The organism is Singulisphaera sp. GP187, assembly GCF_900129635.1.
GTDB lineage: Bacteria > Planctomycetota > Planctomycetia > Isosphaerales > Isosphaeraceae > Singulisphaera.
This window is the reverse complement of the sequence record NZ_FSRB01000002.1, coordinates 336,132-358,982: the sequence shown is the minus strand read 5'-3', so window position 1 is coordinate 358,982 and position 22,851 is coordinate 336,132. Positions and strand designations below refer to the sequence as shown.

Annotated in this window: 20 protein-coding genes and 1 pseudogene; 9 read left to right on the top strand and 12 right to left on the bottom strand. The window is 62.3% G+C overall.

What is annotated here, in order from left to right; all coding sequences use genetic code 11:
• Window positions 1–10: 10 nt before the first annotated feature.
• From BUS42_RS25940 to BUS42_RS25905, 8 genes are read right to left on the bottom strand one after another with little or no spacing between them, the layout of a single operon-like run.
• Window positions 11–850 (bottom strand): SCO family protein, encoded by an 840-nt coding sequence (locus BUS42_RS25940; RefSeq protein WP_074311891.1) that lies wholly within the window; start codon window positions 848–850, stop codon window positions 11–13.
• Window positions 847–1,317: a hypothetical protein gene (locus tag BUS42_RS25935; RefSeq protein WP_074311889.1), complete on the bottom strand. Its 471-nt coding sequence runs from the start codon at window positions 1,315–1,317 to the stop codon at window positions 847–849. The genes BUS42_RS25940 and BUS42_RS25935 overlap by 4 nt, the downstream gene beginning before the upstream one ends.
• A gap of 3 nt (window positions 1,318–1,320) precedes the next feature.
• A complete protein-coding gene (locus BUS42_RS25930) occupies window positions 1,321–2,511 on the bottom strand; it encodes a hypothetical protein (protein ID WP_074311887.1) in 1,191 nt (396 codons plus the stop codon).
• Window positions 2,508–3,122: a c-type cytochrome gene (locus tag BUS42_RS25925; protein ID WP_074311885.1), complete on the bottom strand. Its 615-nt coding sequence runs from the start codon at window positions 3,120–3,122 to the stop codon at window positions 2,508–2,510. Before BUS42_RS25925 ends, BUS42_RS25930 begins: the two co-directional genes overlap by 4 nt.
• 47 nt (window positions 3,123–3,169) lie before the next feature.
• The gene (locus BUS42_RS25920) at window positions 3,170–3,712 is read right to left on the bottom strand and encodes a DUF3341 domain-containing protein (RefSeq protein WP_074311883.1); all 543 of its coding nucleotides are present in this window, start codon (window positions 3,710–3,712) and stop codon (window positions 3,170–3,172) included.
• A gap of 47 nt (window positions 3,713–3,759) precedes the next feature.
• Window positions 3,760–5,196, bottom strand: a complete 1,437-nt coding sequence (gene nrfD / locus BUS42_RS25915; protein WP_074311882.1) for an NrfD/PsrC family molybdoenzyme membrane anchor subunit — start codon at window positions 5,194–5,196, stop codon at window positions 3,760–3,762.
• A complete protein-coding gene (locus tag BUS42_RS25910; RefSeq protein WP_074311880.1) occupies window positions 5,186–8,269 on the bottom strand; it encodes a TAT-variant-translocated molybdopterin oxidoreductase in 3,084 nt (1,027 codons plus the stop codon). The genes nrfD and BUS42_RS25910 overlap by 11 nt, the downstream gene beginning before the upstream one ends.
• Complete coding sequence (locus BUS42_RS25905) at window positions 8,266–8,919, bottom strand: cytochrome c3 family protein (RefSeq protein WP_173878272.1); 654 nt, start codon at window positions 8,917–8,919, stop codon at window positions 8,266–8,268. The genes BUS42_RS25910 and BUS42_RS25905 overlap by 4 nt, the downstream gene beginning before the upstream one ends.
• A gap of 246 nt (window positions 8,920–9,165) precedes the next feature.
• Between BUS42_RS25905 and BUS42_RS25900 the strand changes: the two genes are divergently transcribed.
• The gene (locus BUS42_RS25900; protein WP_159452296.1) at window positions 9,166–10,527 is read left to right on the top strand and encodes an MATE family efflux transporter; all 1,362 of its coding nucleotides are present in this window, start codon (window positions 9,166–9,168) and stop codon (window positions 10,525–10,527) included.
• 220 nt (window positions 10,528–10,747) lie between these two features.
• A complete protein-coding gene (locus tag BUS42_RS43075; RefSeq protein ID WP_143206511.1) occupies window positions 10,748–11,143 on the top strand; it encodes a hypothetical protein in 396 nt (131 codons plus the stop codon).
• Between the two features lie 270 nt (window positions 11,144–11,413).
• Here BUS42_RS43075 and BUS42_RS25895 read toward each other — a convergent pair whose 3' ends face one another.
• On the bottom strand, window positions 11,414–11,983 hold the full coding sequence (locus BUS42_RS25895) for a hypothetical protein (RefSeq protein WP_074311873.1): 570 nt from the start codon (window positions 11,981–11,983) through the stop codon (window positions 11,414–11,416).
• A gap of 790 nt (window positions 11,984–12,773) precedes the next feature.
• Here BUS42_RS25895 and BUS42_RS25890 point away from each other — a divergent pair.
• The 7 genes and pseudogenes from BUS42_RS25890 (at window position 12,774) to BUS42_RS25860 (ending at window position 19,240) form a co-directional block, all read left to right on the top strand.
• Window positions 12,774–13,379: a HEAT repeat domain-containing protein gene (locus tag BUS42_RS25890; RefSeq protein WP_254054008.1), complete on the top strand. Its 606-nt coding sequence runs from the start codon at window positions 12,774–12,776 to the stop codon at window positions 13,377–13,379.
• A 511-nt stretch (window positions 13,380–13,890) separates the two neighbouring features.
• Window positions 13,891–14,100 (top strand): annotated as a pseudogene (locus tag BUS42_RS46675) (DUF6972 family protein); the annotation flags it as partial.
• A 291-nt stretch (window positions 14,101–14,391) separates the two neighbouring features.
• Entirely contained in the window at window positions 14,392–14,754 is a 363-nt protein-coding gene (gene tnpA / locus BUS42_RS25880; RefSeq protein WP_074311869.1) for an IS66 family insertion sequence element accessory protein TnpA, read from the top strand.
• Entirely contained in the window at window positions 14,742–15,143 is a 402-nt protein-coding gene (tnpB, locus tag BUS42_RS25875) for an IS66 family insertion sequence element accessory protein TnpB (protein WP_074311867.1), read from the top strand. The genes tnpA and tnpB overlap by 13 nt, the downstream gene beginning before the upstream one ends.
• A gap of 8 nt (window positions 15,144–15,151) precedes the next feature.
• Window positions 15,152–16,741 carry an IS66 family transposase gene (gene tnpC / locus BUS42_RS25870; protein ID WP_074311865.1) on the top strand — a complete coding sequence of 530 codons (1,590 nt, stop codon included), beginning with the start codon at window positions 15,152–15,154 and terminating at the stop codon, window positions 16,739–16,741.
• Window positions 16,742–17,467: 726 nt separating this feature from the next.
• Window positions 17,468–18,517 carry an IS630 family transposase gene (locus BUS42_RS25865; RefSeq protein ID WP_074311863.1) on the top strand — a complete coding sequence of 350 codons (1,050 nt, stop codon included), beginning with the start codon at window positions 17,468–17,470 and terminating at the stop codon, window positions 18,515–18,517.
• Between the two features lie 282 nt (window positions 18,518–18,799).
• Window positions 18,800–19,240, top strand: a complete 441-nt coding sequence (locus BUS42_RS25860; protein WP_074311861.1) for a hypothetical protein — start codon at window positions 18,800–18,802, stop codon at window positions 19,238–19,240.
• A gap of 349 nt (window positions 19,241–19,589) precedes the next feature.
• Here the strand turns inward: BUS42_RS25860 and BUS42_RS25855 are convergent, their stop codons facing one another.
• The 3 genes from BUS42_RS25855 to BUS42_RS25845 all read right to left on the bottom strand — a co-directional run bounded on the left by BUS42_RS25855 (window position 19,590) and on the right by BUS42_RS25845 (window position 22,768).
• A complete protein-coding gene (locus BUS42_RS25855; protein ID WP_074311859.1) occupies window positions 19,590–20,708 on the bottom strand; it encodes a Gfo/Idh/MocA family protein in 1,119 nt (372 codons plus the stop codon).
• Window positions 20,709–20,843: 135 nt separating this feature from the next.
• Window positions 20,844–21,980, bottom strand: a complete 1,137-nt coding sequence (locus BUS42_RS25850) for a sialate O-acetylesterase (protein ID WP_074311857.1) — start codon at window positions 21,978–21,980, stop codon at window positions 20,844–20,846.
• A 362-nt stretch (window positions 21,981–22,342) separates the two neighbouring features.
• The gene (locus BUS42_RS25845) at window positions 22,343–22,768 is read right to left on the bottom strand and encodes a hypothetical protein (protein ID WP_143206509.1); all 426 of its coding nucleotides are present in this window, start codon (window positions 22,766–22,768) and stop codon (window positions 22,343–22,345) included.
• Window positions 22,769–22,851: the final 83 nt, after the last annotated feature.

Sequence of the window (22,851 nt, the reverse complement as noted above, 5' to 3'; positions counted from 1 at the left end):
GGTCGATCACTCACGCATCCTCTAGGACGACCTTCCGCCGGTCTCTCCGGAGCATGACAAACACGAACGTCCCGAAGCTCCCGATCGTGGCAAAGCCCAGGATTCGGATGACATTCATTGCCGCAAGATTATATCGACCTGTTCTCGGGTCGTAATGGTAACACAAGAGAAGCAGTTGGTCGATCGGCGAGCCGATCCTCCGCATCGCGGCATCCATCAGGCCAAGACGCAAGTCACGTGCGGGGTAGCTCAATCCATAGATGTAGCGAGAGAGCTTGCCCTGCGGCGTCACGATCATGATGCCCGCGGCGTGGGCGTACTGGTTGTTCTTGGCGTCCCACTCGTAGCGGAACCCCACAACCTTGGCCAGTTCGGTGATCGATGCCTGGTCGCCGGTCAGGAAGTGCCAGCCGTTCTCGGCTCCAGGGCGGCCATAGCGAGCCAGGTAGCTCGCCTTCTTCCGCGCGGCCAGGCCCGGCGTCTCCTTGGGGTCGATGCTCACCGTGATCACGTTGAACTCTTTGCCCACGTCGAACGAAAGCGCGTTCATGCTGCGCAACAAGGTGTTGAGCACCTCGTTGCAGAGCATCGGGCAGCGGTAATAGACCAGGTTCAGGATCGCCGGCTTCTTCCCCAGATAGTCGCCGATCTTGACCGTGCGCCCGTGCTCGTCCCGTAGCGGCAGGTCGAGCGGAATCTGGGCGTCGAGGTTCTGGTCGAACCCGACCCGCGCCATCATCCCGGTCATCTCGTCCTGGTCCGCCCGGACCGGCGCAGTGCCGATCCCGGTCCAGAGCGTCAGAAATGCGAGCAGACCAAAGAATGGTCGTCCCGCTTTGAAGGATGTCATTTCTTCATATCCTTCTCCTTGGGCGTGGAGTCTTTGGTCGCTTCGGGCTTGGCGTCCGCCGCCTCGGCGGGCGTGCCGGCGTGGCCGTTGAGTTCGGCCTCGGTCTTCGGTCCCTTGCCCTTGAGGGCGTCCCGCGCGACCACCAGGTCCATCGCGCGATCGATCGGGATCCGAACGACGCCGGCCTTGGCGTCCACCCATCCGTAGCTGGTCAGCGTCTGGTTCGCGGTCTCCCGCGTCTGGTGCAGAACGTCGTAGATATCGCCTGGCGCCCGGGCGGCTGGATCCGACGCGGTCGGCTGGATGAAGAGCCGGTAGACTCCCATCTCGCCGGCCTCGAGCACGGTCAGGAAAATGACCAGGACGATCCCGAATGCCAGGAGGTAGCGCGGATTGACATCCTTGACCTCATAGCCGGGGTTGGTGCCGTCCCCCTCGGCGCGATGTTCAACGGGGTGCTGGTCCATCGCTCAGTCTCCATGTCCATGGTGCTCGAGGGCGGCAATCAACTGCGGGTTGTTCTGAGGCAAGAGCGACCTCGCGTCCAACCGGTTGAGGAAGACCACCATCCAGATCCCGCCGATCGCGGCAAACGCCGGGATGACCGACCAGAACTCGAGGATGCTGCGCGCCTGGAACGCGGGCAGGTAGAGCCAGGTATTATCCACGAAACGCATGAACAAGATCGCGATACAAACCTTCGTCAAGGCCCGCGCCTTCCGCTTGCGATCTTGCGAGAGCAGCAAGAAGAACGGGACGAAGAAGTGGAACACGATCAAGATCGCGGCGATCGGCCGCCAGCCTCCGACCGAGCGTCTCAGGTACCACGGAATCTCTTCCGCGAGGTTGCCGCTCCAGGTGATCAGATACTGAGAGAACGACATGTAGGCCCAGAGCATCACGAACCCGAGCAGCAAGTTCCCGAGGTCGTTGAACGCTTGCGGCGTGGCAACCTCCGACAGCGGCTCGGTCTCCGAGTACCAGGTCGCGACGATGATGAACAGCGCCAACGTCGCCAGGACGTGCCCCACCAACAGCATCACGCCGTAGATCGAGGAGAACCAGTCGGGCTCCAGGGACATCCCCCAGTCGACCGCCGCGAACGTCACCGTGAGGAAGTAGAGGACCATCCCCGGCCCGCTCAAGGTCTGGAGCCGGTGGGTGGGGTAGGGGGCCTCCGTCCGGTCCTGAACCCGCGACCCCCAATTGAGGACCAAGGCAAGACCGGTCCAGATCACGAAGTAGATCAGCGCCCGGATCAGGAAAAAGTTCACATTTAAATACTGAACCTTGGCCCGGACCACCGCGTGCGCGGCGAGCACGCTCGGGTCGGTCCACGGGTAGAGGTAACGCATCCCCAGCACGATCGGCAGGAACAGGAGCGCCATCAAGGGGACGGTCAACGCCCCCGCCTCGGCGGGGCGGCGAATCGCGAACCCCCAGAGCCCGCCGACCAGGTGGTGAACCATGATCACCGCCAGGCAAGCAACCGAGATGCCGACCCAGAACATGAACCCGACGAGATACGACTGGAAGAACCGGGCGGGATTGACCAGCCAGGCGAGAAGACAGAGCGCAGCGCCCCCGGCGGCGAGTTGGGCCGCGATGCGGCGAACTCGGTCGAGCGACGGGCGCGGGTGACGATTAACAGGGGCGTTCATCGCCCTTGGCCCTCCAGTTTCGGCCGAAACTCGGCGGGGACATCATCCAGCTTGGCGTGCTGACTGTACTGAAGCGCCCGGATGTAAGCGGTGATCGCCCAGCGATCATCGACCGGGATTCGCGAGGCATAAGAATACATGGCGCCAAAGCCGTTCGTGATGGCGTTGAAGTAATGCCCCGAGGGCGCGTCCCGAAGCCGCTCGAGATGGAACGAAGGCGGGGGCGAGAACCCTCGCTTGACGATCATCCCTTGGCCGTCGCCGGTCGCGCCATGGCAGGGCAAACAGTAGATGTTGTAGCGTTGCTGTCCCCGGGCCAGGAACTTGCGGTCCACCTTGGCCGGGATCTCGTTGATCAACAGGTCGCCCGACACTTTCCCCTCGTAGTAGGCCCGGTCGGTCCGCGCCTGGCCGCGAGCGACCGTGCCGGCGACCAAGGGGCGAGCCGACTGGCCGTCGGCGAAGAAAGTGCTTTCTTGATAGGGGCGTTGATACTTCGGCTGCTTGTCCATCTCTTGCTCGGCGCAACCCGCCAGCAGCAAGAAGAGCGCCAGGCACGGCAGCCAAGTGGCCGGCCGCGCTCGACAGTAGTCTTGAAGCCCGAAGTGCATCCTCGACTCTTTCGTTGATAAACGCATGTCAGGTTGATTGTTCGGCATCAATGTCCCAGCCCCGTGGCCTCTCCACCGGCCGAAGTGGCGACCTCCGAGACCAACTTCGGCCCCAGTCCCTCGAGGAACTCGCGGACCGTGGTCGGGTCGTATTGGGGGTCGTCCGACTGAATGCAGAGGAAGAATCGGTTGCGTGACGCCAGGGCGAAGCCCGGAACGTTGAAGACCGGGTGATGGGGCATCGGCAGCCCGTTCAGGCCGAGCATCCCGAGTACCGCCGTGACTGCCGACCCGAGGACCGTCAGCTCGAACGTGATCGGGATGAAGGCCGGCCAGCTATGCAACGGCCGGCCCCCCACGTTGATCGGGTAGTGGATCACGGACGAGTACCACATCATGAAGTAGGCGCCCAAGCCCCCCACGAGCCCGCCGATCAGAACGAGCAGCGGAAGCCGGTTCCGCGTAAACCCGATCGCTTCGGCCAGCCCTTCCACCGGATAGGGCGAGTACGCATCCATCCGACGGTAGCCCGCTTCATAGGCGCGCTCGGCGGCCGAAACGACCGCCTCGGCGCTCGTGAATTCGGCCATCAAACCATAAACTGGTGGTGCGGTTGTTTTCATCGCTTGATCGCCCGTTATCCCGATGAGGCCACGAGGTCTTGGTCGTCATCGTCATGCGACCCGCCATGCTCTTCGCCACCGCTCCGTTCCCGGGTTTCGGCCACCAACTCACGCATCTCGGCGATCGAGATCACGGGCAGGACCCGAATGAACAGGAAGAGGAGGGCGAAGAAGAGGCCGATCGTGCCGTAATACATCGAGTAGTCCCAGACCGATCCGTGATACATCCCCCACGCCCCCGGGATGTAGTCGCGGGCCAGGCTCGTCACCACGATCACGTAGCGTTCCAGCCACATGCCGATGTTGATGACGATCGAGAGCACCCACAAGAGCGGCACGCACGTCCGCGCCCACTTGGACCAGAGAATTTGAACCGACGTACAGTTACAAAGAATCAGAAGTGCATACGTGTGCCAGTATGGCCCCGTCGCCCGGTTCTTCATCATGAACTGCTCGAACGTGTTGCCGCTATACCAGGCGAAGAACGCTTCCAGGGCATAGCCGTAGGTCACGATCAGGCCGGTCACCAAGAGGATCTTGGCCATGTTCTCAAGGTGCTTCGACGTGATGAAGTCCTCGAGGCCATAGTACCGTCGAAGCGGGATCGCCAGGGTCAAGACCATCGCGAACCCTGAGTAGATCGCCCCCGCCACGAAGTAAGGCGGGAAGATCGTCGTGTGCCAGCCCGGCACCACCCCCGCCGCGAAGTCGAGGCTGACCACCGTATGGACCGAGACGACCAGCGGCGTGGCGATCCCGGCCAGGAGCAGGTAGGCCGTCCGGTACCGGTGCCAGTGGATCGCCGACCCGCGCCAGCCCATCGCCAGGATCCCGTAGATGATCTTCGAGAACCGGTTCTTCGACCGGTCCCGGAAGGTCGCCAAGTCGGGGATCAGGCCGACGTACCAGAACAAGAGCGACACCGACGCATAGGTGGAAACCGCGAAGACGTCCCAGACGAGCGGACTTCGCCACTGCGGCCAGAGCGCCATCGTGTTCGGGTACGGGGTCAGCCAGTAGAAGTACCAGGGCCGTCCCATGTGCATAAGCGGATAGAGCCCCGCACAGGCGACCGCGAACAGGGTCATCGCCTCGGCGAACCGGTTGATCGATGTCCGCCACTCCTGTCGGAACAGGAGCAGGACCGCCGAGATCAAGGTCCCGGCGTGGCCGATGCCGATCCACCACACGAAGTTGACAATATCGAAACCCCACATCACCGGCCGGCGGATGCCGAACAGGCCGACCCCCTGGGTCAAGACCGCCGTGATCGTGGTCAACAACATCAAGGTCAGCAGGAACGAGATCGCCAATCCAAAGATCCAGCTCTTGCGAAACGGGCTTGTGAGCGCGATCGCACTGATCTTGTCCGTAACCGAGGCGTACGTATGCCCCGGCGCCAGGACTGAGTGCTCGTCCTGCTCCAGATTCTCGGGGCGATCAGACGCCATCGCGCGACTCCGTCTCAATCTCGGGGTTCGGGTTCCTAAGCCTCGCCAGGTAGGTCGTGCGCGGACGGGTGTTCAATTCAGTAAGAATCCCGTAGTTCCGCGGATCGGCCTTCAACTTGGAAACCTGGCTGTCGGGATCGTTGACGTTACCGAAGACGATCGCGCGGGTCGGACAGGCCGATTGACAGGCTGTCTTGACCTCGCCATCGCTGATCGGCGTCCCGCGGATCTCCGCCGTGCTCCGCGCCGCGTTCACGCGCTGAATGCAGAAGGTGCACTTCTCCATCACGCCGCGGGCCCTGACCGTGACGTCAGGATTGTTGAGGACCACCAGGCTCTCGGCCACCGGCTTCGAGTAGTGGAAGAAGTTGAAGTGGCGGACCTTGTAGGGGCAGTTATTGCCGCAGTATCGCGTGCCGACACAGCGGTTATAGACCATGTTGTTGATCCCCTCGTCGTCGTGCACCGTCGCGGCGACGGGGCAGACCACCTCGCAAGGGGCGTTCTCGCAGTGCATGCAAGTCCGAGGCTGATGATAGACCTCGGGGTTGTCCAGGTCGCCGTGATAGTAGCGGTCGATATCGATCCACTGCATCTCGCGCCCGTGCACCACTTCTTCTTTGCCCACGATCGGGATGTTGTTCTCGGCCTGGCAGGCCACGACGCAGACCCCGCAGCCAATACAGGCGTTGAGGTTGATCGCCATCCCCCAGGCGTAGCCCGAGCCCCCGGGGGGCATGGTCGCCCCTTGCTCCACATCGAGCCGGTCGACCGAGCCGAGGATCTCGGGGTAGAGCGAGTCCTTCGGCTTCGGAGCATGCTCCATGTGTTGCGCGAAATGCGGCTCGGCGTGAAACTCGTCGATCGTGCCGACCCGGACCAGGTGCCGCTGTTCGGCGGCCTCGCCCGTCTCGTTCAGGCTCTGCACGTTGCGGTGCAGCTCGGTGTTGGCCAGCGTGAAGGTCCGCCCGGTCTTGCGGATCTCGAGACCGGCGTCGAACCAAGGGGCGTCCGACGTCCGCAACCGATAGGCGCTGAACCCGGCTCCGTTGCCGACCCGCCCCGCGCGGGTCCGGCCGTAGCCGAGCGTGACCGTCACCGAGGCCTCGGCGTGCCCCGGCGTGATCCAGACCGGCGCCTCGACCAATCGACCCTTATATTTAAGTTCAACCAGGTCACCGTTGCTCAGTCCGAGCCGTTCGGCCGCGGCCGGGGCGAACTGGGCGACGTTGTCCCAGGTCATCTTGGTCAACGGCTTGGGGAGCTCCTGGAGCCAGCCGTTGTTGGCGTACCGCCCGTCCCAGATCGTCGGGTCGGTGCGGAAGGCGATCTCGAACTCCTCCCCTTGGGGAGCGCGGGGGACGCCCGTCTGGGCCAGTTCGCCGGTCAGAGAAACCGCGAGCGGGGGAAAGCTGGTCCCCTCGACGACACCATCATGGACAGCCGTCCGCCAAAATGTCTCGAAATCGGCCGCGCCCGCCTGATCTTTCCAGGTCTCGCGGACGATCTCATAGCCCGAGCGGTCCGGGTGCCGGAGCAGGCCGGCGATCAGCTCGATCGCGGGGCGGCCGTCGTACAAGGGGGCGATCAAGGGCTGCTGGATCGTCACCGTGCCGTCGGAAGCGCGAACGTCGCCCCAGGCCTCGAGGTCGTGGGTCTCGGGGAGGTGCCAGAGGCAGAGCGCGGACGTCTCGTCCTCGTAGAGCCCGAGATGGGCGCTGAACTTGGCCTTGGCGATCTTCGGGCCGAAGTTGAGGTCCACCGGCGCATCGTACGCGGGGTTCCCCCCGAGCACCAACAGCAGGTCCACCTTGCCGGCATCGAGGTCGGCCGCCAGGGTGCGGATCGACTCCGCCTGGTTGATCGGCTGGACTTCGACCGGCTCGGTGTAGACGACCGTGGTGCCGACGTTCCCCAGCACCTGGTTGAGGGCGTGCGCCAGGGCGTGAACCAGCGGGGGCTGTTCTTCCCCCGCGATGACCAGAGCCTTGCCCCGGCTCTTGCGCAGGTCTTTCGCCAGGGCACGGACCCAGTGCGCTTCCGGTTCGGAAAGAGCACCACCCGGGGACGCGACCTTGACCTCGAGCTCGCGGGCCAGGAAGTTCGCGAAGTCGGCGATCCGGTGCCCCGACGCGGCGAGCCGATGGTCGGCCATCGAGCCGGTGATCGTCGGCGTGGTCTCCACGACGTAGAGACGGTTCATCGACTCCAGGGTCTCGCGACGGGCGGCGAACTCGCGTGCGGATCGGAGATGCCCCGGCCCTTCGGCGAGGAAGTCGGACCCGAGGGCGAAGATGACGTCGGCCTTGGCCACGTGGTAGCGGGTGGCGACGTCACGCCCGAAGGCGAGCCGAGCCCCGGCGCGGACGGTGTCGCGGCCGGCCGGTTCGTACTGATGCCAGGTCGCCTCGGGATACTCCTCGAGCAACGCCCGGATCTGACGTCCCAGGCTGGTCCCGGTGACCGTTTCGGTGAGGATCCGCACCCCGCGTCCCTTGTTCGGGCGCTGGATGTCGAGCGCGGCGACCGCGGCGGTCAGGAACGCGTCCCAGGTGCTGATTTGCCCCCCGCGGCGCGTGACCACCTGCGAGCGGTCGGGATCGTAGAGGGTGAGCACCGCCGCCTGGGCGAAGAAGTCGACCGCCCCCAGGCTGTCCGGGTGCTTCTCGTTCCCCTCGACCATCGTGGGCCGGCCCATGTGGCTCTCGGCGAGGACGCCGATCGGGGAACCGCTCCGGGACAGCGCCGTGGCGTAATATAGCGGCTTGCCGGGCACGAGGTCCTCGGGAGCGCGCACGTAGGGCACGATCTTCTCGCCCGCCTCGTGCGTGCAACCGCTGACTCCGGCCAAGGCCAGCGAGGCGCCCATCAACTTCAAGAAGTTGCGGCGGCTGGTGGCGTCGACCAGTTCGGGAGCGCCGTGGGGGAACTCACGATCGAGGAACGATTGGAATTCCTCGGTCTCAGCCAGTTCCTCGAGGCTCCGCCAGTAGCGTGGTCCGCGCTGGCCGGCCAGGCGCTCGCGCAACGAGGCGAGGTCGAGTCCGTCTGTCTTTCGGCTATGAATCATCATCGGTGGCACACGTAGCAGTTGGTGAGCCGGTCGACTGGGATGTGCTGCTTCTTGATCAGCTCCCGTCCCAGCGCCAATTGATCCTTTGGCGGGGTCCAAGTCATGTTGAAGACTTCCTCGATCGGCCGGAGGTGTTTCTCGGGCTCGCGGTGACACCCCAGGCACCACTCCATGGTCATCGGCTCTGCTTTCCAGGTCAGCGGCATCAAGTCGACCCGCCCGTGGCAACTGACGCACCCGACCCCCTTATTCACGTGGACGGCATGATTGAAGTAGGCATAGTCGGGAAGATCATGCACCCGATTCCAGCGAATCGGCTCATTGGTTTGCATGCTCTTGCGAACCGGCTCCAACATCGGACTGTTTACCCAAATCTGAGAATGGCACGACATGCACGTCTCAGTCGCGGGAATCCCAGCGAACGTTGAGGACTCAACCGACGTGTGGCAATAGCGACAGTCGATCCCCAGCGCCGTAATGTGGTGCTCGTGGCTAAACGGCACGGGTTGATCCCGCGTCACGTTCACCTGGGTGATGTACGGCGACCGAAAAATCAGATAGACCACGAACAGCAGACCCACGGCGAAAAAGACCGCCCCGAAGATGCTGACGCGGGAAATCGTGTTCGTGCTCGGCGGAAAAACCTGCACCGTGAACGCCCCTCCCCACCATCCTGGACGGGCCGGAACCCCCGGCCCTCTCCCGATCCAACTGCGAGCTGAATTCTTATTTGATCGTCTTCAAGCCGCAGTCAAATCAAAAATCGTTTGTGTTTGCTCGTCAGTTTGGGCTAACCGAACCCGCTGAAATTCTGCAAAATCGGTGCCACGCCCGAGAACACTCAACCAAAAGTGATTTATCCAAGAATGGCTGAAATTGCAAGAGAGGACGATTCATTGGCCACGGGCCGCCGGGAAATGCTGCGGGAACTGGCCCCCACCTTGCAACTCGCGGGGCCGGTGATCCTCGCCGAGTTGGGCTGGATGGCGATGGGAATCGTCGACACGATGATCGTCGGCCGGCTCGGCGCCGAGGCGATCGGGGCGGTCAGCATTGGCGGCACCTTTTTCCTCACCGTGGCCGTCTTCGGAATGGGAATGCTGCTCGGGCTCGACACCCTGATCGCCCAAGCGTTCGGCGCGGGGCGGCTCGCCGACTGCCGACGCACCCTGACCCAAGGGGTCTACCTCGGCCTGGCCTTGACACTCCCGTTGACCGGCCTCGTCTTCATGGCAGGGCCGTGGCTGAACGCGCTGGGAGTCAATCCGGCCATCATCAAATTGGCAACCCCTTACATCCGTGCGATTGCCTGGAGCATGGGACCACTGCTCGTCTACGCCGCCTTCCGGCGCTACTTGCAGGCAGTCGGCCGTCTGACTCCGATCGTGTTCGCCCTGATCAGCGCCAACCTGATCAACGCCCTGGCCAACTGGGTGCTCGTCTACGGCCACCTCGGAGCGCCCGCCTGGGGCGTGGAGGGATCGGGCTGGGCCACGACCGTCTCGCGGATCTACATGGCCCTGGTCGTCGTCATCGCCGCTGTCATCCCTCGGCGCAGTTCGGGCCTGACCTTGAGACTAACCGACTGGCGGCCCGATCTGGCGAGAATCAGGCAACTCCTCGCCCTGGGGTTCCCCGCCGCGGCCCACCTGACCTTGGAGGTCGGCGTGTTCGCGACGGCCACGACCCTGGTGGGCCGACTCGACTCGGCCTCGCTGGCCGCGCACCAGATCGTCTTGAACGTCGCCAGCGTGACCTTCATGATCCCGCTCGGCCTTGCCTCGGCCGCCGCGGTCCTGGTCGGCCGCGCCTTGGGCCGTCGCGACCCGGTCGCCGCCGTGCGCGCCGGCTGGACCGCGATCGTGCTCGGGGCCGGCTTCATGACGTGCTCGGGCCTGACCTTTCTCTTAATCCCGCGCTCGATCCTCGGCGCCTTCACCACCGACCCCACCGTCGTCGCGACCGGCCTGACACTCCTCGGGGTCGCCGCCTGCTTCCAGTTGTTCGACGGCCTCCAAGGCGTGACCACCGGCGTCCTGCGCGGTGTCGGGGATACCCGAACCCCGATGCTCGTCAACCTGCTGGCGCACTGGGCTCTGGGCTTGCCCTGCGGCTACGCCCTCGCCTTCCCCGGCGGCCTGGGAGCGCTCGGCCTCTGGATCGGACTCTCGATCGGCCTGGTCGCCGCCGGCCTGACCCTACTCCGAGTCTGGTTCCGCCAGGCCCGCCGCCTCCGACTGACAGAGGAACAGCGTTGAGCCATGGCCCAACGCCCGAACCCGCGGAATTCACGGCACGCCAACGTTTCGGACTCAAGCCAGTGGAGGCATTTCCTGACCGAAGGGCCGAGATCCTGTTCTTTGCCACTCGGCCCCGAGGGAATGCCGAGAACCACCTGGAAGACTCCTCAGGTTCCGAAAAACGCCCCCTTCATCTGTCCTAAAACGCAAGTCAGCCGAGATGCAAAGAGGTGTTAGCTTGAATCTTATTGCGACACAGGCGATGCGGGATATCGCACCATTAATGCGAGGATTGGCCCGTTCTCGGCAGGCGACCTTCAGCTACGAAATGATGTCAGGCGCACTCGTTTGGTCAGATGAACTTCCCGAGTTTCGAGTCTTGAAGCTCATCAACCATTGGCAGGTAATTCGCTTTGTACTCCGCTTCCGAACGACGCTGATCCTCGAGGAGCCAGACGAACAATTCCGAAAGTTTTGGGATGAAGCCCATCGACGCTTCCCGGAGTGGCCTGGCTTTGCCCCCAAGCGTCGATCATCACAACTGCGGGAGGCGTTCCTGATTATGGAATCCAGGGCTTTTGCCGAATTTCAAGAGATGGACCAGGAGGCTGACGAAGAGACAACAAGCGGTTGATCGTCCAGGGTGTCGAGGACACCGTGCTGCGGTCGAGCGGCGGGGTCCCACATAACAGCAACAGCAAGGACATGCATTGTAGTGCTGGCCTGAGTGAAAAAATTCAACCCCTTCTCACGCAGGGACTGCCCCGGCGACTCGATCCCGGAGTCAAGATGAAGAGGACATGCATTGCGAACTCAGATACGCAATGCATGTCCTCTTCTCTTGCCCGCCCAGAGGGGGATTAACTTACCCGACCTCAGGCCACCGGAGACCTTCAAGGGCTCATCATCGGCTATCGAAGACAACTTCGATCAGCACGACTCCTAGGAGGAGGCCAAGGCTCCCCAGTGCCGCCCAGCGATCGACCCGGCCTTTCGACTCGCCCAGCCCGAAGTGGGGGCCGAGGCCATGCCAGAGGAAGAGCCCGCTGGGCACGCAGATGAGGCCAAAGGCGATCATAGTCCACCGGGAAGCCCCGTGACGTAACAGGTCGCCTGCATCCCCCACACCCTCGAACGACCCGACGCCCAGGTACGCCCCGTTGAAAATCAGACAGAAACCGGCAAAGAACCGAAACAGGTAAGTCAAGCCAGAGCGGGCCAGTTTTGAGAGGGCCGAGACGCAGGGTGGCAAGAGCGTGCCGAGGATCGGACCACCCCAGATGACTATTAGGGGATGTCGGCCATGCGTAGCATCGGTGCGGGAAATCGTCAGGGGATGGAGGACGACCCGATCGACCCTCTCTCCGCTGCCCCAGGCCGTCAGGACATGTCCGGTCTCGTGGACGACCTGCATGCCCAGCCAGCATAGAGCCAGGGTCGAGACGATCAGCGTGATCTGGTAGAGACGAACCATCCCCGCCCCGGCTCAGCGCCTTTATGGAATCGATCGGCGTAGCCTCGGACCATCCGGCACCGAATCGATTGTGTGATCGACCGGAATTGGTTGTCAATCTCGGGGATGTTGATCGGGCATCAGGATTCGGCTTCATCGTGCCTTCGCCTGCCCACGGGCCTTCTCTGCACGTCCCGACATCGAAGTACGAGAGAAAAGGACATGCATTGCAATCTCAGGTTCGCAATGCATGTCCTCTTCTCTCAGTCGTTTGGGAAGGTCATAAACAGAAAAAGGGTCAGGAGCCGAGATCGCGATATCGGCTCCTGCCCCCTTTAATTCCTCCAAGATCCTCTTGCCACAGGTGAGAGGAGCTAAAGCCGGTCTCCTCAGCCAGCGAACGAAACCAATGCGAGCCGTGACCAAGACAACGATTTCTGTGGCGGCCATCCGGTCATTCTATCCCTCGTTGGTTGCTCCTGGCCTTTCGTTCTGGATCGAGACGTCGCACGCTGCGTCGCCAATCCGACCGTGATTGACGTGATGGGCGATTCCAGGTATCTCCTGGTATGAGCCCTATCGATCCGCCCTCACTCGAGGAAGTGGCATGAAGCAGTCCATCCTCTTTATGACCCTGGCTTGGGGCCTGGCTCGCGCAGCCCTCTCTCTTGCCGGAGAGCCCCTTCCAACTTCGGCCGACGCTGTGCAAGCGACCATTGACAAGTTCGTCCGAGCCTCTTCTCAGACGAACTGGCCGTCCAAGGCCGACGCACGCAGAGAACTGACTTCTCTGGGAGTAGCTGTCGTGCCCATGCTGACTGAGGCGGCACGGAATCACAGCGAAGCGCGGGTCCGCCGCTCTTGTTACGAGCTTCTTACCACCTCGTTCGCGGGAGATGAACGGACGATTGACACGCTTTTTCGGAATGGACTGCTCGACCAAGACCCCGGGATACGCTACCACTGCGCCTTCCTTTTGGGCGACCTCAAGGTTCAACGTGCCGAACAGGCTCTCCGAGCCTTGTTCGAGGGCTCGACGGGAAAGGATGACCAGTTCCTCCGGTTCACTCTGGCGAAGTCGCTTGCTCAACTCGGTAAGGCCGATGTCATGCCCGTGCTGATCGCCTCCGTGTCGGACGATGCGTATATGTCCCGCCACATCGGCAACATCGGATTGAAGGCGCTGAGTGGCAAAAGCCTCGAGGATTTCGGGGGGTATGTCTACGGCGAAGGGGCTTACGTTAGCGGCGGCAACGAGTTTAAGATGAAGCTTGACGCCCTCACTTCGGCTGAGCGGAAGGCCGGGCGATTCCAGGCCGCCACAGCCTATCTCAAATGGCTCAAGACGGAGCGGCCCGACCTGTATAGATCTGTGAATTACCGCCCGAATTCTCGCAAGGCCGCGGCCCCTCAATGAGCTTGGTCGATCGGAGTTGAAAGACTTAGGGAAAGGCATGAGAAAATCAATCTGCTTGCCTGTCTCCATTTGTATGATGCCCCCTCCCTGGTCACCCTACATTGACTTGGCCATTGTGGACAGTTGCTTGCTAGAGAACGGCGGGATCAAATTGGACATTCCTACATTTTGACGCATTTTGCGCAATCTGGACAAAATTACCTCGAGTCTCTTTGTAGTATCTCATTTTACCCAGACAACGGCGATATCGACGAATGTTCCTTTTGTTCGCCTTTAGCCCTTCGAGCCGGTTTGCCGGGCGGAGGCAGGTCGCCAGCCGACGATCCCCAGGTTCCATCGGATCGCCCGACTGTTGCTCCCAAAAGAATGCCTAACCGAGAAGGTCTGACCGACGACACTAAACATCTAAACAAGCACTTGCCGGACAAGCCCGAGGCCTAGAAACCCATCAAAAAAAGAGGGTTCTGCGCACGTCTTCAATGATGAAGCGACATTACGCAGGGCCGAACAGGAGGTTCTCGCTGACGGCGAATCCACTGGTGCACTTCGGAATGCTGAACGCTATGGACTTCAGTTCGATGAGTCCATTGGATACCATATTGATGCGGCAGGGAATAAGGTTACACTGAACTACGCAGAACTAAAGCTTGACCTGGCGACCGGCAAGCATCACCTTATCCCAAGAACAGGACCGGCCGAGCCTAGCAAAGGAACGTCTTGATGCTAGGTGAATGGTATGAGGTGTGGGCAGATGACTCTGTCTCAAAGCCCTACATACTGATCATAACCCCAGAAAGTTCCGAAAGAGGACAATTTCTGGTTATTGACCCAAAATTGGATTATTACGATCATCCATCATGAGCCAACCTACGAAGCCGTGAAGCTTTGGCTTCTGGAAGACGAATATCGGCGAATCGAAGAGTCCGTCCGGTGGACTGCATCTGGAAGGCGGCGTGAAAACCGGCGATCATTCCCGTGATGGGGCCGACGGCCCTGTCCGGGAGATCACGCCATGTCTCGGGGCCATATCCTCGACCTCCGCTGGAACGCCCTCCTCAACGATTTCCGCCGTAGCGGCCTGACTCAGGCCGAGTTCTGCCAACGACGCGGAATCTCCATCCATTCCTTCCGAAAGCGCCTCTACCAGGCCCCCACCCCGAAGCCGACCCCCGCGAACCCTCGTTCCGCCGACGCTGCGGCCCACTTCGTCCCCGTCACCATCCTCCCTGATCCCATCCCCGCCGCCGCTCCCGTCCCACAGCCTCTCGAACTGATTCTTACCAGTGGCCGCCGAATCGCTGTCGCACCCGGCTTCGATCCCCAGACCCTCCGCCAACTTATCGCCCTCGTCGAGGAGCGACCATGTTCGGACTGAGCGCCGCCGTTCGTGTCTACCTCGCCAAAGAACCAGCCGATATGCGTAAGAGCTTCGACGGACTCTCCGCCCTGGTCGCGGGCGCCCTCGAACTCGATCCCCTCTCCGGCCACCTCTTCGTCTTCATCAACAAGCGACGGGATCGCATCAAGATTCTCTATTGGGACCGTGACGGTTTGGCCGTCTGGGCTAAGCGGCTTGAGAGCGGGACCTTCCGCCTTCCAGACGCCGCCGCGGGCCGCGTCGAGATGACCACCGCCGATCTCGCCGCGCTCCTGGCCGGCATCGACCTGAACACGGCCCGACGACGGCACCGCTACACGCGGCCCCTGACACCCCTCCAAAATTCGGAGAAATTTTCACAAACAAATGAGCACGCGTCGACGTAGTATAGGGTATGATCACCCCGGCCGATCCGCTCCCCGACGACCTCGAAACGGCCCATCAACTCATCCGCGAGTTGTTGGAGACGCTCGGCCAGCAGCTTCATCTCAACGCCAAGCTTCAGCATCAGCTCGAACAACTCCTCCGCCAGCGCTACGGCAGGAAGAGCGAGCGGGTCGACCCCGCTCAGCTCTTGCTCTTCGCTCAGGAAATCCTGGCGCAGGCCGAGCCCGAGCCCGAGCCCGAGCCCACGCCGCAACCCGGCCCGGCCCCCGAGTCCCCGCTCCCTCCGGGTGCGCCCCAGCCCAAGAAGAAGGGCCACGGCCGAAAGCCGCTCCCTGCGAGCCTGCCCCGCAAGCCGATCCTCCACGACGTCCCCCCCGAACAACTCGCGTGTCCCGATTGCGGCGCCGTGCGCCACCGCATCGGCGAGGAAGTCCGCGAGCAGCTCGAATACGTCCCTGCGTCGCTGATCGTGCTCCAGCACGTGCGGCCGAAATATGCATGCTCCGAATGCATGGCCAACGTGGTGATCGCCGAGCGGCTTCCCGAGCCGATCGAGAAGGGGCTCCCCGGCCCTGGACTGATGGCTCACGTGATTACCAATAAGTATGCAGATCACTTGCCACTCTATCGCCAGGAAGGCATCCTCCTTCGCCATGGAGTCGAGATCTCCCGGTCGACGATGTGCGACTGGATGGCCGTCGCCGCCGATTTGCTGGCGCCGATCGTGACGCTCATGATGACCAAGATCCTCGAGTCTCGGGTCGTCCAGACTGACGAAACACCGGTGAAGGTGCAGGATCACGAGGGCAAGGGGATCAAGACCGGACGGCTCTGGAACGTCATCGGCGACCACTACCATCGCTATGTCGTTTATCGTTACACGGAGGACCGAAAAGGCACCGGCCCGGCGGGGATCTTCAAGGACTACAAAGGCTATCTCCAAGCCGATGCCGCTTCGGTCTTCGACCAACTGTACTCCTCGGGAAAGATCATCGAGGTCGGGTGCATGATGCACGCGCGGCGAAAGTTTTATGAGGCCCGGACCAGCGACCCGCCGCGGGCGCACCAGGCGCTGGCGTGGATCGGATTGCTCTACGACGTGGAGCGAGAGGCCAAGGAGAGACTTGAGACCGTGGAGTACGAGGCGTTCGTCGCTGCCCGGCACGCGCTGCGGGGGGAGCGATCGCGTCCGATCTTCAAGCAGCTCCATGACTGGCTGGTAGCCGAGGCGCCGAAGGTGCTGCCGAAGAGCCCTATCGGCGAGGCGATCCAGTATGCGCTCAATCACTGGACGGCGCTTGAGCGTCCGCTGGAGGCGGGGTTCCTTGAACTTGATAACGGTGCATGTGAACGCGCATTCAAACCAATCGCTCTTGGAAGAAAGAACTGGCTGTTCGTCGGGAGCGACCGCGGGGGCGAGACGGCGGCGGTGCTGATGAGCCTGTGCACGACGTGCAAGAACCTGGGGATCGACCCGCAGGCGTACCTTCGCGACGTGCTCGACCGGGTCAGCACACACCCGGCGCGTCGGATCGAGGAGTTGTTGCCCGACCGCTGGCAGGCGTTGCGCCAGGCGAGAGAAGCCGCCAAGGACTGAACACCCCCACGCCCCGAGTTCGTCTCTGTCCCAGACGAGCTCGGGGCGATTGTGTGCGCCGCGCCCACAAAAGACATCGAAGCTGCGGTTCACCGAATGCTTTCTCCAACCCAGCGTCTTCCCGACCGTGGGTCGCCCCCAGGGCGGCCGTTGCAACGTCGAAAGTGGATCCTCACAACGCGAAGGTGCCCAGGGGTTGAGCTGTCGTCAATCGCTACCCCCATGTGCGGTCTTGGTCTCCTGCACACCGAGCGCGTCCCCAGGGCCGCGGTCATCCTGGGCCCGGTACGGGCAGCGGGCAGGTCCGCCCACTGGGCGACCGGACGGATGCTTGGTTCGCCGCACTCAGGGTGGCGGTCGGTGCCGGGGGCCCGACCGAGAGGATGATGTTCCGCCCACGGACATGAACCAAAGGCTTGCCCGTGGCTCGTGCCCCGCGTTCACCCGATGGCCGTTGCGTTCCGGACCCTGGCTTGCGCGGCCCCTGCGTTCACTTCAAGAGGGTGCCCCGAACATCATCCCGCGCCGTCGGCCCGTTTGAAAGACGTGGTTTACCGGACGGACACGAATCGAAGGCAGAATGAATTTCGACAAACAAACATCAGTACAATATCGTATATTACGAATAATTCTGAGTATCTAAATAGCTCCTCGCAACGGGGAAAGTAGACGGGGTCTGTACAATTGGGTAGTGTCACTCATGTCCAGTCCCCGAGATTCACACCCATGGCACACAGCGTTACCCTCGACGACGGGCAGCGCCGGGCGTTGCTCGATCGATATCGCAAGGACCACGACCCCGAGGTCCGCTTCCGATCGCATCTCCTCTTGCTCCTGGACGATGGGCACACCTGGGCCACCGTCGCCACGCTCTTGTTCTGTAGTTCGCGGACTATCGACCGCTGGGTTAAGCGGTTTCACGCCGAAGGGGTGGAGGGTCTGAGCGGGCATAAACCAGGCCGCCCCTTTCGCTTCGCCGCCGAGTGGGTCGCCGTCGTCGTGGACTGGGTCAAATCCCAGAAGCCCCGCGACTTCGGCTTCCTCCGCAGCCGCTGGTGCTGCGAGATCGTGGTACTGCTGATGCTTCGAGAATTTGACCTGGAGGTCTCTCGCGAGACCGTTCGTCGTTGGCTGCATCAGGGGGGACTGGTCTATCGTCGCCCGCGTCCCACGGTCGGGCCGACCGACGCGGAGCGGGAAACCAAGCTGGAAAAGCTCCGCGAGTTAATCGCCGGATTGCCTGAGGACGAGACGGTGGTCTTCCAGGATGAGGTCGATATCAACACGAATCCCAAGATCGGCTCGATGTGGATGGTCAAGGGCCACCAGGCGAAGGTCGAGACACCCGGCAACAACGAGAAACGCTATCTGAGCGGTTCGATCCACTGGCGGACGGGGCAGGTGTTTCTGACCGAGGGCGCCCCGAAGCAAGGGAGGGACACGGCGTTGTTCTTGAAGCACCTGGATGATCTTCGGAGTTGCCTGAGGCGCTACCGCAAGATTCACATCATCTGCGACAACGCGAAGTGCCACGCCAGCAACGATGTGGCGGTGTATTTGTACGAGCACCGCGAGCGGATCGACCTGCACTTCCTGCCGGCCTACAGCCCCGATTGTAATCCGATCGAGCGGGTGTGGTGGAATCTGCATGACCAGATCACCCGCAACCATCAGTGCAAGTCCATGGAGGAGTTGTTGGAACTGACCTTCACCTGGCTCGGCAGTCGCAACCCATTCAAGGTCGAGGGCCGCTCCGTCTATCAGCAGGCCGCTTGAATTACTTTCCCTGTTGAGAGGAGCTATTTAGCCCAAGCGCAGCCACACAGCCCGTCTGCCCTCCACCCCCGTCACGACCACCTGAGAGAGAAGAGGACATGCATTGCGATCCTGAGATCGCATTGCATGTCCTCTTCTCTTTTTCCTCTTCTCTTACTTGGACCGCCTGACCTCGCGCTTCGGCGAGCGTTGCACCGTCGCAACGGCTTCTGCTACGATCTAAGGCCGTTCAAATGGGTTGGTCCGCTGATCTTTCGTGTTCGGCGAGCTGAGGGCGTTCGGATGGCGAAAACAGGCGAACTTGACTTGCCGTCAGGCCGACGGCTGTATCTTCGCGAATTTCGGCAGTACCTGACCTACGAAGGACTACTCGAAGGGTTGCCGACCGTCGAGCGGAACAAGCAGCGTCTCGAGCAACTGGTCGCTGACCACCGCGACAAGCCGTATGCGGGTGGACCGTACCTCATCCGCCCGACCGAGACGCCTATCCAGTACAATCGGAACGGCAAGTCATATCCGTTTGGCATTCCGTCGGCCCTCCCCGACGTAACGTGCATAGGGCGGTTCGATTCGCTCCAACCGGCCCGCAACGAGACCAGCGACCTGTCTGGGCTTGTGGTAATCTGGTTCCAAGATGAGTTCGCATTCCCAATTGATCCACCCGTGGTCGCCCAAATCCTGTCCATCGACTGGGAAGCGCACGCCGCGGACATGGACTACTGAGCAAGACAGGCCGAATCATTCGCTTCACCATAGCCTCAATGAGCAATCGAAACCGCCAACAAACATCACATGCCTATTTATTGATACATTGATTCAATTTAGTCATTCATACATTTTGACTCAGCTTTTTCAATCTGAACAAAAGCACCCCTGAAACTCCTTGTGGTGTCCCATTTTGCCCAGATAACGGTGATCTTGACAAATGCCCCTTGGCGCCCGCCCGGTTTGCGTTCGGGTGACTCACAACCCAAGGTAGCGCGGGGCCGCAACTGGGTCGTGAGCCATTCGATCGTGACATCGGCCATCGGCATGCAGAGAGGTCGCTCTTTTCATGCGTCCGTGGCACGGCTCAAGAGATCAGTTGTTCCATCGTAGCGACGGTCTGACTCTTGACGGCCGTACGAACGAGGAGGCAGGTCAGCACGGCGTCGCGCCCGTGTTCGACCGTGCAGACAGGCTCGGATCGGGTTCGGACCGACCGAACGAACGCCTCGAGCGCGAGCAGCGTGTTGTTGAGCTCGCCGCCACCGAAGGGGCGATCGTTCTTCTTCTGGTCGGGGCGGTACGAGAAAGTGCCGGTGTTGAAGTCGATGCCTCCTTTCGTACCGATCAGTCGAGTGTACTCTTCGTTGAACTTCTTGGGTGCGACCCAACTGTGGATGATGTTCACGAAGATGCCGCCGGGGTACTCGACCACTCCGGAGTAATAGTCGTGCACGTCGCGCTCGGGCTGGAGGTCGCGGAACAGGTCGTTCCGGCCCAGGGCCACCGCGCGCACCGGCCGGGCCCGGATCGCCCAGTTCATCACGTCCCAATTATGCACGGCCTGCTCGACGATCCAGTTGCCGGACCGCTGACTCTGGCCGAACCAGCCCAGCAACGGCCCCCACGAGTTCGACCAGAGGATCCGGCCTTCGACGAGCGACCCGAGCTCGCCGCCATGCACCTGGCCGATCGTCTCAAGGAAGCGCGGGTCGGCACGCCGCTGGTGGCCGATCTGCACGATCTGCTTCGACGCCCGCGTGGCCTTGACGACCGCGTCGAGGTCAGCGGGAGTCAAGCACATCGGCTTCTCGCCGTACAGATCCTTGCCAGCGGCGATCACGTCGAGGTAAAGCCGCGCGTGCAGGTCGCACGGGATCGCGGCGACGACGACATCGACCCCGTCCGCCGCGAGCAAGCGCTGCCATTCGGCTGTGCCCTCCGGACGCTTCTGCCCCGCCTCCGAAACCGTTTTCAGCCCCTGCTCCAGGTGCGCCGGGTCAATGTCGCACACGGCCCGGATCGCCACCCCCGGGATCTGGAGCAGGTTCTTGAGCAGGACCGTACCACGGCTTCCCACGCCGACGACCCCGATGCCGATGGTGTCGTTCGCACCGACCCCGGCCGTGGCTTCACGGGCACCCAGTTGCCCGGCCACCAGCGCTCCGGTCGCGCCCAGGAACCCTCGACGATTGACGCTTGTCATAGACCTATTTCTCCGAGAAAACCATCAAAAAAGGGCGCTGGCCCACTGGACTCAACAAGACCGGTCATCACGACCGCGGCAAGGGCCGCGAACACGGCCGCGAGAATCAGCTCGACGCCGATCCCCGCGGCACCTTCATCGCACGCCCTGGAGAGGCACCGACCCTTGCAACTCAGCCCAGACTGCGGCGAACCAGAGCAGACCCGCCCGGCGCTGGCCGACCTCCGAGAAGTGGCGACGGCTGTTCGGACCGCCGCGATTCTCGCCGCCGAGAATATCGGTGTCGGGACCGGGACGGAAGCCTTCGGTTCTCCACAGACGATCAATCGCACTTCGGATCATCCCCTCATGAGTGGGATCGTTGTAAACTGTGGGGTGGAGGGTGGACTTGGCGAGGAGCCACGGGGGCTCGAAGCCCCAGGCCTGCGACAAGCCCGCTCGGATCGTCCGGAGATTCGCGACGTAGGTCTCGATCGCGACCTTCTCGATGACGTCCGACTCCCCCTGTTGCCAAAGCACGGCGCGAAACCGTCCCACGGCTTTCCCGGCGGTCTCCAGGTTCCGGTAGAGTGGCGTCCCCGGCAACCATTGCCGGGACGACGTCCCTCCGACCGCGACGTTGACCAGACCGATCGGGACCCGGACCAAAGGGCGCAACGCGTCGCCGAACGCCGGCCAGATCGTCCCCCCATCTCCCACGGCCGGCTGCGGATCATGGGCGACCCGCCAACGCTTCGCGACCAGGTCGAGGGCAACCACTTGCCCCTCGGCATCTTCCACGCGCAAGAGTCCATCGTTGGTTCCGGCGGCGTATGACTGACCCGCGATGATGAAGACCTCACCGACCCCGACCGGCTCCACGGCCGTGGTCCCGATCACGTGCGTCCCCTCGAGCCCACGCAACTCGAGGCGATACCAACCCCCCGCCGGGACGTCCGCCATCGCCTTGATCGTCCGATCCGACCGCGCGACCTCCAGCGCGGCCCACTCGGTCCCGGTCCCGGTTCCCTCCCCCCGGCGGACGACCCGGTACTCGAACCGCGACGGCAACGGCTCCGACCATTCGACGGTGATCGGCAGGTGACCGTGACCGAGAGCGGGCCCCCCGGGTTGGTGCTCGTGAGCACGGTCGGGATCAAAGCCTTCGCGCTGGACCACCTGATAGGGGAGGGGGGAGAGGATCTTCCCCTCGGAGCCCCTCGCATTCCCGAGGGTGCTCGTGCCGTATAACAGAAGTATTGCCCACCCACTCACGCGAACTTGTCGAAACACCGAGCCGTACTCCTTTTTAGTTCCACGAAAAAAATAATCATTCACAAATAAGTCGATCGATTGCACTTCAGCTCGTCAAATATCAACGACCCGATCCAGGGCTATAGAAAGCCTCTCGCGACTCGTTCCCACGGTCCCCCGTGGGAATGAAGTCTGGGACGCTCGGCTTGCGACGGCCAGACGACGCGGAGCGTCGGGGACGGCATTCCCACGGAGGACCGTGGGAACGAGGATGATTCTTAGCTCTCTGGCGGGTCGTTGTGAAATCATAGGAAGCCTCTCGCGACTCGTTCCCACGGGGGACCGTGGGAACGAGGGTGATTCCTCACTCTCTGGCGGGTCGTTGTTAAATATCGAGAGGATCAACGCTTCGCCGTGGCGGTTCCGTTGGTTTTCTGGGCAGGCTCGAGCGTAAAGTCTTGCTTGCCGGCGTTCTCGGGCAGCACCGTAGTCTGGAGGGTCGATTGGCCATTGTAGATGCTCGGGATGTAGTTCTCGACTTCCTCAATGGAGGGCGAATCGGGCGTCATGATATTCGGGAGCTTGCGTCCCGTCTTTCGCATGGCGGAGATCTCGACACGGTACTTCACGCCCTGCAACGGACCCGACGAAGCCGGGATGTCGTAAGTGCCGGCCGTGATCGTCCCGCCCGCCCCCGGTGCCTTGTCGTTCTCGATCGGGACGAAGACGATCGAGCCGTCTTCAAGGGGTTTGCCGTCGTAGGTGACCTTGCCGGAGACGCGCAAGGTCTTGGGGCCGGTTCCGCACCCGCATGCCAATATTAACAAGATTGCAAAAGCGATCCGACGACTCGACCTGAGCCAATTGAGGAAAACCATGATCACTCCGTGATGGATGTCGATGCAATGGG